Annotated in this window: 6 protein-coding genes; 2 read left to right on the top strand and 4 right to left on the bottom strand. The window is 49.9% G+C overall.

All coding sequences use genetic code 11. The annotated features are described in order from the left end of the window. From recC to rmuC, 3 genes are all read right to left on the bottom strand, one after another. On the bottom strand, positions 1-2,106 hold a 2,106-nt coding region (recC, locus tag ACRCZA_RS15030; RefSeq protein ID WP_438675201.1), incomplete at its 3' end, for an exodeoxyribonuclease V subunit gamma. A gap of 270 nt (positions 2,107-2,376) precedes the next feature. Further along, complete coding sequence (locus ACRCZA_RS15025; protein ID WP_438675200.1) at positions 2,377-4,302, bottom strand: transglycosylase SLT domain-containing protein; 1,926 nt, start codon at positions 4,300-4,302, stop codon at positions 2,377-2,379. A 137-nt stretch (positions 4,303-4,439) separates the two neighbouring features. Beyond that, on the bottom strand, positions 4,440-6,008 hold the full coding sequence (gene rmuC / locus ACRCZA_RS15020; RefSeq protein WP_438675199.1) for a DNA recombination protein RmuC: 1,569 nt from the start codon (positions 6,006-6,008) through the stop codon (positions 4,440-4,442). 281 nt (positions 6,009-6,289) lie between these two features. Between rmuC and msrP the strand changes: the two genes are divergently transcribed. Both msrP and msrQ read left to right on the top strand, forming a co-directional pair. Then, a complete protein-coding gene (gene msrP / locus ACRCZA_RS15015) occupies positions 6,290-7,324 on the top strand; it encodes a protein-methionine-sulfoxide reductase catalytic subunit MsrP (protein WP_438675198.1) in 1,035 nt (344 codons plus the stop codon). Between the two features lie 59 nt (positions 7,325-7,383). Beyond that, positions 7,384-7,992, top strand: coding sequence for a protein-methionine-sulfoxide reductase heme-binding subunit MsrQ (gene msrQ, locus ACRCZA_RS15010; RefSeq protein WP_438675197.1), 609 nt, complete (start codon positions 7,384-7,386; stop codon positions 7,990-7,992). A 107-nt stretch (positions 7,993-8,099) separates the two neighbouring features. Here the strand turns inward: msrQ and gloA are convergent, their stop codons facing one another. Next, positions 8,100-8,510, bottom strand: coding sequence for a lactoylglutathione lyase (gene gloA / locus ACRCZA_RS15005; RefSeq protein WP_438675196.1), 411 nt, complete (start codon positions 8,508-8,510; stop codon positions 8,100-8,102). Positions 8,511-9,345 lie beyond the last annotated feature (835 nt).

The following is a 9,345-nucleotide window of genomic DNA, read 5'->3' as shown; positions in this document are numbered from 1 at the left end:
ACTTGGCTGAAGATGAGGTTGCGCCAGAGACATCGATGCCAAGGCCTGCAAGGCTGGCGCAGTTTGGGCGCAGCTGGCGGCGCTAAGTTCGGTTTGCAGCGCCTCTATGGCGCTGCGAATTTCCAATAATTGCTCATTTTCCTCTTCATCTGGGGCGTAGAAGGCGTCAAGCAGCGCGTGCAGCTCCGCCAAACGGGCGGCGCCGTGTTGAGGTTTATCGAAGGTATGAGCGGTGTCATCGAGTACTTCAATAAAGTTAAGCAACTTGCCAAGGGCCTGGGCCGATTGGCCTTCAATCCCGCTAACCACTAAGCTGCCCTGATAGAGGGGGGCATCGTCGCTGAAGGCATAACCTAGAATTAAGCGTTTGATCCCAAAGGCCCAAGAGTTTTGTTCAAAGGCCGGCACCCCTTGTTTTAGGCGACTGTGTTGATCGCGCCCCCAGCGGACGGCCGCTTCATCTAACCAGCGGCGGATGAGTTGCAACTCATCATCATCGAGGCCAAAGCGGCGCAAAATGGCCGGGACTTCTAAAATGCTCAAAATATCGGTCAAACCAAACCGGCTCTGGTTGATGGCGAGTAAATTTAAAAAGCTGTTAATTAAGGGCGATTCTTGCGCTGCACCACGATCGCTAATGGCATAAGGGATATAATCGGCGCCTTGCTTGGCGGCAAATACGGCATCAATGTAGGGCGCGTAAGCGGCCACGTCGGGCAGCATCACCACAATGTCTTTGGGTAAGAGCCGCTCTGTGGCATGACGTGATTGCGCAGACTCGCTGCTTGCAAACTGTTCACGCTCAAGGAGCTCGAGCAAGTGATCGTGCAGGGTTTCGACTTCCCTTAGCGGACTGTGGCAACTGACGATGCAGATGGATTCATCATCTGGCCTAAGCTTGCGCCGCCCTTGGGGGTGTTGATATAACGCCAGATCGGGGCCGAGCACCCGGTCGAGGGTTTGCATCTCTAAAATATCGTATTGTACCCCTTGGAGCAGGGTGGCTTGGCTGCTTGGCTGATTGGGATCCGCGCAGGGCTCACGATAAATATCATGGCCAAAGTCACAGTGTTCGCTTGGCAGCTCAAGCAACATATCTAGGAGCTCACGGCCCATTTTACCGTTGTTGGCGAGCAGCGGATTGCCCACCTCCAGTTTATCCTCCCACTGCTCGGCTAATTGCCGCTTCCCGGCGTACTGCAACGCCATCCGCGCGCGGTGGCGGGGATCGACAATATCCCCCCAGTAATGTTGGCAGGGGCTAAGGCTGAGAATGACCACATCGATCCTACCCGCTAAATGATAAAGTACCTCAAGGGTTTGCGGCGCCATTGACGAGATCCCAAACACAAATAAGCGTTTGGGCAATGCGCTAAGGCAGGTCTTGGGATCCTGAAGACGGGCGATTAAATCGGCGTGAAGATTGGCTCGGTGATAATGGCTCTGTTGCAGTTCATCGCGGTTAAAGGCCACAAGGGCGCGCCACAGCAAGGGTTGCCACATTTGCTCAGGGCTTAGCGCAATGTCCTCAGGTGCGGCATTTTGCTCCCAGGCGAGCATCCAGTCGGGGCGATAAACTAAATATTGATCGAAGATATCAGCGATCTGCCCGCACAGTTGATAGAGCTTAAACTGATCGACATCATGGGAGCCGAGGGCGCAGGCATGGTGGGCGGCCATGGATGCCGTGGCGACGTCGGCATCGAGCGCTGGGGATAACGCGGGCTCTGAGGCTAACGCTAATTCGGGATCGGTTAGTAAATAGTGACGCAAAGGCCCAAAGGCATCGTCGGCTAACAGTCGCGGCAGGAGCTGCAGCAGCTTCCACGTCATGGCTGGCTTGGTAAAGGCATTTTCCTTTGGCACATTGGGCAGTAAATCGTGACACAATTGCCAAATAAAGCTCGATGGCAAGGGAAACTCCAGCGCGGCGGCGATGCCATTTTGTTTGGCAATCTCAAGGCGTAGCCAGGTCGACATCCCGGGGCTTTGCACCAGAATATGCTCGCTTTGCAGTAATTGCGTGCTTGTCACGTTCTGGCGCAAATATGCGGCTAAATGGGCGCTCAGAACTTCCATTTGGTTCGACTGGATTAACTTTAACATCTTCAACTCGCGCGGTTAGGGGTGTCGCTGCTGTAAGGATAAACGGCATCGTCGGTAAGTGACGCTGACTCGACGGCACGGGTTATCTCACGGCGCTGGATTGACTGCTCTTCATACCACAGTGCTTGATATCACCAAGGTTAAATCAGGGTTGGCGGCGTTGGCTGACGGCCAGCGCGGCGCTTCCACACTGACGGTGTCGCATCGACAATCGCATCGACACCGTCAATCGTAAGGGGCCGCTGTTACACCGGCCCCTTAAAGCTCGGGTTAGTAATTAAAATCAAGTTCAGCTTGATTTAACAGTGGTTGCGGTTTTTGTTTTTGCGCCTCATAAATCAAGCGGTAACTCAATACGGCTTGCACATATTCCCGAGTTTCGGTGAACGGAATGGATTCCACAAAGGCCATGGCATCGAGTTTGCCGTTGGACTCGGCTAACCAGCGGCGCACACGGGAGGGACCGGCGTTATAGGCGGCGGTCGCCAGTATGCGGTTTTGGTTAAATTCATTTAGCAGTTGGGCATAGTAAGCACTGCCTAAATTGACATTTAACTCTGGGCGGTACAAATCCTTCGGATCGGTATAGTTGGCGCCATGCTTTTTGGCGGTGGCCTTGGCCGTTGCGGGCATAATTTGCATTAAACCACGGGCGCCAACGCCTGAGGTCGCATAGCGATAAAAGGCACTTTCCCGGCGGCTGATGGCGCGAATTTCATCAATATTGACCTTATGCTTTTTACTGGCGCGTTCAAAGCCGCTTTGATGGGCCATGGGAAAGCGCAGCGGAATGTCATCCCATAATTTACCTTGGATGCTGGCTTCGACACCCAAGTCATACCAGCCTTGATCGTGGGCGTAACGGCCATAGCGAGCGCGCAGTGGATTGTCGACCCGTTTTAATAGGGCTATCCATTCATAGCGGGCATCAAAATAGCGGTCGAGGGCGATAAGCTCCTGTACTCTGACAAAACCGAGGTCATCCTCAAGTTTTGGGCTGTTTTTATCCATTACCGGTGCAGGGCTTTGTTTAAGGGATATCGGTTTATTGAGTAGCTGAGATGCCATAAAACCGTAAAAACTGCGTTCATTACTGACTCCCGCGAGGGCCTTGGTTGCGCTTTCGGGAGCTTGTTTGGCATTGGTACGGTAGAGCCAATATTGCCAACGATCTTTGGCAAGGGCATCGGGGCTGAGTAAATTGAGGTAGCGGGCGATTTGGTGATTTTCTTGCTGGCGGATAGCCCAGCGCAGCCGGCGCTCAATAAGCTCATCACTTTTGAGTTCGGGCAGTAAGTTATCGGCAAAATCTTTAAAGGCTAGATTTTGATCGATAAGTACACGACGGACTAAGTACTTTTGCAGGGGCTGCTCTTGGGCTGGGGTAAAGCGCCGGGCTTTTTGATACTTGGTATACAAATGCATGGCCTGCTCAAGATCCTTACGGGCGAGGCGTTTTAATCCCGCCACGACGATATCCCCTTGGATGGGATGTTTGCCTGCAAACTTTTCGGTATGGCGCAGGCTATTGGGATCTTTATACACCGCTACCAATTGTTTGGCCTCGTGGTTGTGACTGGTGATCTTTTGCGATAAATAACTCAGCAGGCTGGTTTCACCCTGCTCGAAGCTTAATAACATGCGTGCCCAGATCACTTCTTGGGTGCGTTTACCCGCTTTAATCCAAGCGTTAAAGAGCGGATCACATTCCTTGGGGCGTGAGCCGCCATGTACCCAGAGAGATTGGGCGGCATGATAGGCGCTTTGACTATCACCTTTGGCGAGTTTTCCCTCATAAAAGTAGCATTTTAGGCGGATATCCCCAGGGGCCTCGGGGCTGATACTCAAAAAGTCATTCCACCGCTTTTGGCTACCAGCATTGAGTAAGTATTTCATCCGAAGGCGTGAGTACATCGGGGTGGTGCGATATTTTTCAATCAGCAACTTTGCCTGGGCGCCGCTAAGGGCATTGAGCTGACCAATATCGATATCATGGTCTAAATAAATGGCGAGGGGGTAATCGCCGAGTTTGGCTCTCAGGGGCTTATAGTTGGCATAATCTTGCTTTTTTAAGGCTTTCTCCGCATCGATAAAGGTTTTTTGTACAGGGGTTAAGGCGAATGCGGCAGTGGAACTCAGTACCGCTGTCAATAGCATTGCACTGGATAGCACTCTATTCATCAATGGTTTGCACATGCTGATTTTGCCTCCTCGATGTTGGGCCTCGGTGATGGTTTGCCACCGGGGGAATAAGTTTGTCAGTGTTGCCCATCATGCGCGATATCGCGTCATGGTACGCTCAGTGTGCCTATCATGTTAGGCGTTGTGTATGCCTAGGGTAAATCCCTTGTGACCTCATCTTGCGGCACCTCGTCTTGCGACGTTGGCGTGCGAGAGTCATCTGCTTGTGGATCACTGTCGGTGTCATCGAGCGCGTCATTCAGGGCTTTTTCGAGTAAGACCTTATCGAGTTGCTTACTGGTATCGACGCCCAGCTGCTGCATCAGATGGGCTTGGCGCACTAAATTGCCTTTACCCGATGACAGCTTGTTCATGGCGCTGTGGTAGGTCTTTTCGGCATTATCTAAAGCGCGGCCTAACTTTTCCATATCTTCAATGTAGCCACAAAGTTTGTCGTAAATTCGTCCCGCTTGTTTGGCGATGGTTTGTGCATGTTGGTTTTGATACTCATAGCGCCAAATGTTATTGATGGTCCTCAGGGCCACGAGCAGATTAGTGGGACTCACCAGCATGATATTTTGTTCAAGGGCAAAGTTCACTAGGCTGGGATCCTGCTCGAGGGCCAATAAAAATGCCGGCTCTATCGGGATAAACATTAATACATAATCGAGCGATTTAAGCCCATGTAAGCGTTGGTAATCCTTTTGACTTAAGCCTTTAATGTGATTGCGGATCGACAGCACATGCTCATTGAGCGCCTGTTGGCGCAGGGCAGGATCTTCACTATTAAAGTAACGCTCATAGCTGACCAAAGACATTTTGGCATCGATGACCACATCTTTGTTTTCGGGTAAATGGACTATCACATCGGGTTTAAAACGTTTACCGTTATCGTCCTTTAAGTCCTGCTGGGTGTGGTATTCATGACCTTCGCGCAGGCCGCTCTCCTGTAGCACTCGATCTAAAATGACCTCGCCCCAATTTCCCTGTTGCTTGTTATCGCCTTTGAGGGCCTTAGTGAGGTTAATGGCATCTTGGCTCATTTTAAGATTGAGCATGCGCAGGTGCTCGAGTTGGTGCTTGAGGGCACTGCGCTCGGATTGCTCATGGGTGTAGGACTCGTGGATTTGTCGTCTAAAGCCTTCTAATTGTTGTTTAAGTGGCCCGAGCACCCCTTCTAATTGACTGGCATTTTGCTGTTTAAAGTTTTCACTGCGCTCGGCAAAAATCCGGTTGGCCAGATTTTCAAATTGAGTTTGTAAGCGCACTTCGGCGGTTTCTAAGGTGGCGATTTTATCCTCAAGTGAGGCTTGCTGGGCATCGGCCTTGGCCTGAATGGTTTGTTGTAGGGCATTGGATTTTGATAGCGCCAGTTGCAATTCTAACTGGCGGCGCTGGCTGTCGTTGAGTTGCAGTTCGAGCCCGGGCACGCGCTCAGCGAGTGCTTCGGCCTTGCCTAATTGCTCAATTTTTTGTTCGAGGCGTTGTTGATATTGGCGCAGCTGCGCTTCTTTATCATCAATGAGGATTTGTTGCTGGGCGAGGGAGAGCTCGGCATCTTCGTTCACTTGGCGCATCTCTTGCTCAAGTTCTTCTTTCAGTTGCTGCCAGCGCTGGCGGGTTAAACGCTGATTGAGTAGGGCGCCAATGAGCAATCCGAGAAAGGCAATCGCAGTAAAACCGACGAGTTGGGCTGCGGAAAAAGATTGGGAAAGTAACATGGATGATTGCACTCCTTTAGCATTGGCGCTTAGGTTCGCATGCCCCTATAAAGGCTTCAAGTGCTTTGATGAACAATCTCGCCCTATTGCGCAAGACTTATCCATTTAAAGGGAAAATGGTTGATGATATGAAATATTTTACGGGTTTAATGGTCTATCAGTTGATACAGCCACGTATTTTTACCCCATAATCGCAACCGATGGCGTTAGTGAACCGTAAGTGATATCAAGCTATTATGGTTTTGTGGCGATTCAATCACTCAATACAGTCGAGGTGTGCATTGGCTAATCAAACGCGTTTTACCCAAGGGATTATTAAAAAGCCCCGCTGGCAGATAGTGGATAATCAAGTGACGCCGGAGGCGGTATTTCGTTCTCGGCGGCAAATTGTGAAGGCCATGGGATTGGGCGCTATCGGTGCGAGTATTCCTGGCTATGTGCAGGCGGGATTGTTCGATTTGTTTGGTGAACAACCCAAAGCCTCGTTTAAAACAGCGCCACTGACCTTTCAATCCCCGCAGCAGTACAAGAGTGCAGAAGTCTTAACGCCTTTTGATAAGGTCACCACTCACAACAATTTTTATGAGTTTGGCACCAGTAAACTGGATCCTGCCAATCATGCGCAAGGCTTTAAGGTCGACCCTTGGCAACTGCGGGTTGAAGGGGAGGTTGAGCGACCCATTACCCTCGATTTTAATGAGTTAACTAAGATGTTTCCGCTAGAGGAGCGGACCTATCGTTTACGCTGTGTGGAGGCGTGGTCGATGGTGATCCCTTGGGTGGGATTTAGCTTAGCGGGGTTACTCAAAAAAGTGGGGGTGACCAGTAACGGCAAATATGTTGCCTTTGAAACCGCCTTTGATCCTGAGCAAATGCCCGGACAAAAAAATCGTCTGATGGGCGGAGGGATCCATTATCCCTATGTGGAAGGCTTAACGCTGGCTGAGGCCATGAATCCGCTGACCTTGTTAGCCGTTGGTCTCTATGGCAAAACATTGTTACCGCAAAACGGGGCGCCTATCCGCTTGGTTGTGCCATGGAAATATGGCTTTAAAAGCATTAAATCGATTGTGCGTATCCGAGTAATGGACAAACAGCCGCCGACGAGTTGGAATCAATTAGCCCCCCATGAATACGGTTTTTATGCCAACGTGAATCCGGCGGTCGATCATCCGCGCTGGTCACAGGCCACCGAGCGGCGCATTGGTGAAGGCGGATTATTTTCGGCAAAACGTATTGATACCCAACCCTTTAATGGTTACGGCGAGTTTGTCGCATCCCTATATGAGGGGATGGATTTGCGTAAATTTTATTGAGGCAATGGCGATGCGCCGTCAGTGATGATTGCCCATCGCTGCATGTGAAGGAATGCTCCATGCTCAGACTTACAGCCAAACATCTGATTTGGCTTAAAATACTGTTTCATCTCATCGGGCTGGTGCCTCTGCTGCTATTAGTGTGGAGCGTGCAAACCGGCAGGGCGGGCGGCGATCCAGTGCAATATATTATCCACTTTACTGGAATGGGGGCGCTTAACGCGCTGGTTGCGACGCTGTTGGTGTCTCCCATTGCCAAAGCCTTAAAATGGGGCGTATTACTGCAAACTCGTCGATTGGTGGGCTTGTATGTCTTTGCCTATGCCAGTTTGCATATCGCCGCATTTTTAAGTTTAGATCTGTTGTTTGCCTGGGAGCTGTTCTTTAGTGAGGTTGTCAAACGGCCCTATATTGTGCTGGGCGCGATGGCTTATTTGATTATCAGTGCCTTAGCGATCACCTCATTCAAGGCGTTAATGCGCAAACTCGGCCGCCGCTGGCAAACCTTGCATTCGGGCATTTATCTGGTGGGGTTACTGGCGCCGATCCACTTTTATTGGTCAGTCAAATCGGAGGTGATTGAGCCGACGCTATATCTTGTTGGCTTGATTTTATTACTGTTGTGGCGGTTGCCACGGCGAAAGAAAACAACTTTAGTAGGTCAATGAGGCCCCTTGGGGGAGAACCTAAGTTTGAGTCTCGCGGTTTTCACCACCGCATGGGTGTATAAACCTGCGTGGTGGTGAATCATTCAGCTTTAATGCAATCCGTTAAATTAGCCTAAGCCTTGGGTGGCTGATTTCATTTGAATAAATTCAATTTTGTAGCCATCAGGATCTTCCACAAAGGCGATTTCTGTGGTGCCACCCGCGACAGGGCCTGGCGCGCGCGTGACTTTGCCGCCTGCTGCAGCGATGGCCTCGCAGCGTGCGTAAATGTCTTCATCTCCAATGGCTAAGTGACCAAAGCCTGTGCCTAAATCATATTTGTCAGTGTCCCAGTTATAGGTCAGTTCCACCACCGCTTGGCCAGTGGATTCGTCACCATAACCAACAAATGCTAACGAATAGCGATACTGCGGGTTTTCAGAGGTGCGGAGCAAAGTCATACCAAGTACTTGGGTATAAAAGGCAATACTGCGTTCTAGATTACCGACGCGGATCATAGTGTGTAATAGTTGCGACATGGGTTTCCCTCGGTCAATGAATGGCGGGCGAAGTATAACAAAAAGACGGCTACAAACGATGAAGAATCGTGTCGCGAGGGTAAGATTTTATTGATCTTGCATGGTGTTACTAGATGATAAGCTTAGACTTTTGTGACTATGGTCACCTTTGTGTTGGCAGCGATGAGAAATAAACCCGATAAATTGGCGGTGGCTCACAAAATAGGGATCCCAGCATGGGTTTTTCGCACAGGGCTGTTAATAATGTAGCCATATCAACGAGGAGAGTGGATGATGAATACTGAACTTAAAATGGCTCTAGGTACGACTGTTGTTATTGCTTTATTTTTCAGCGCATTCTTTGTTTCGATGTTTTAAGACGGGTGATGTAAACCTATCGTAAAACAGTGGAATGGGTTGGTCGCTTTTGATTCTTTTTCATACAATGTTAAAGTCAACGGCCTAAAGTTAACGGTCTAAGGTCATCAAAAGTCTAATCCCTTAAAAAGCCGCATCATGCGGCTTTTTTGTGTCTTATTTTTGTCGCGATTCTCTGTTGCTATCTCTTGTGGAGTCTCGTTTTAAGTCTGATGCGCACCTTGTCATGATTGCGCTTGACGGCTCTTCCCGCCAAGTAGTTTGCCTAGACTTTGTTTGGTAAACATATATTTTGATTTTCAAACTAAAATCTTGTACAACTTTCTCATCAATGCGTCAGTGTGTATTTTTTAGGTAAATCAGATGAAAGCTACCAACTTCTCCACGCCAGCAGGGATGAAACCTGTGCACTCGATTGCTAAGTGGCAACATTCCCACGGATTTGCGAATCACAATAGCGCGGGTGAAAAAAACACCC

Origin of the sequence: Shewanella sp. (assembly GCF_051658185.1) — a bacterium.
Classification (GTDB): domain Bacteria; phylum Pseudomonadota; class Gammaproteobacteria; order Enterobacterales; family Shewanellaceae; genus Shewanella.
Note: the sequence above shows the minus strand (reverse complement) of the source record. Positions and strands in the feature narration are given on the sequence as shown.

Bases quoted from the DNA above. Each gene is read 5' to 3' on its own strand.
- ACRCZA_RS15025 (WP_438675200.1), bottom strand. From the start codon at position 4,302: ATGTGCAAACCATTGATGAATAGAGTGCTATCCAGTGCAATGCTATTG.
- rmuC (WP_438675199.1), bottom strand. From the start codon at position 6,008: ATGTTACTTTCCCAATCTTTTTCCGCAGCCCAACTCGTCGGTTTTACT.
- msrQ (WP_438675197.1), top strand. From the start codon at position 7,384: ATGCTCAGACTTACAGCCAAACATCTGATTTGGCTTAAAATACTGTTT.
- gloA (WP_438675196.1), bottom strand. From the start codon at position 8,510: ATGTCGCAACTATTACACACTATGATCCGCGTCGGTAATCTAGAACGC.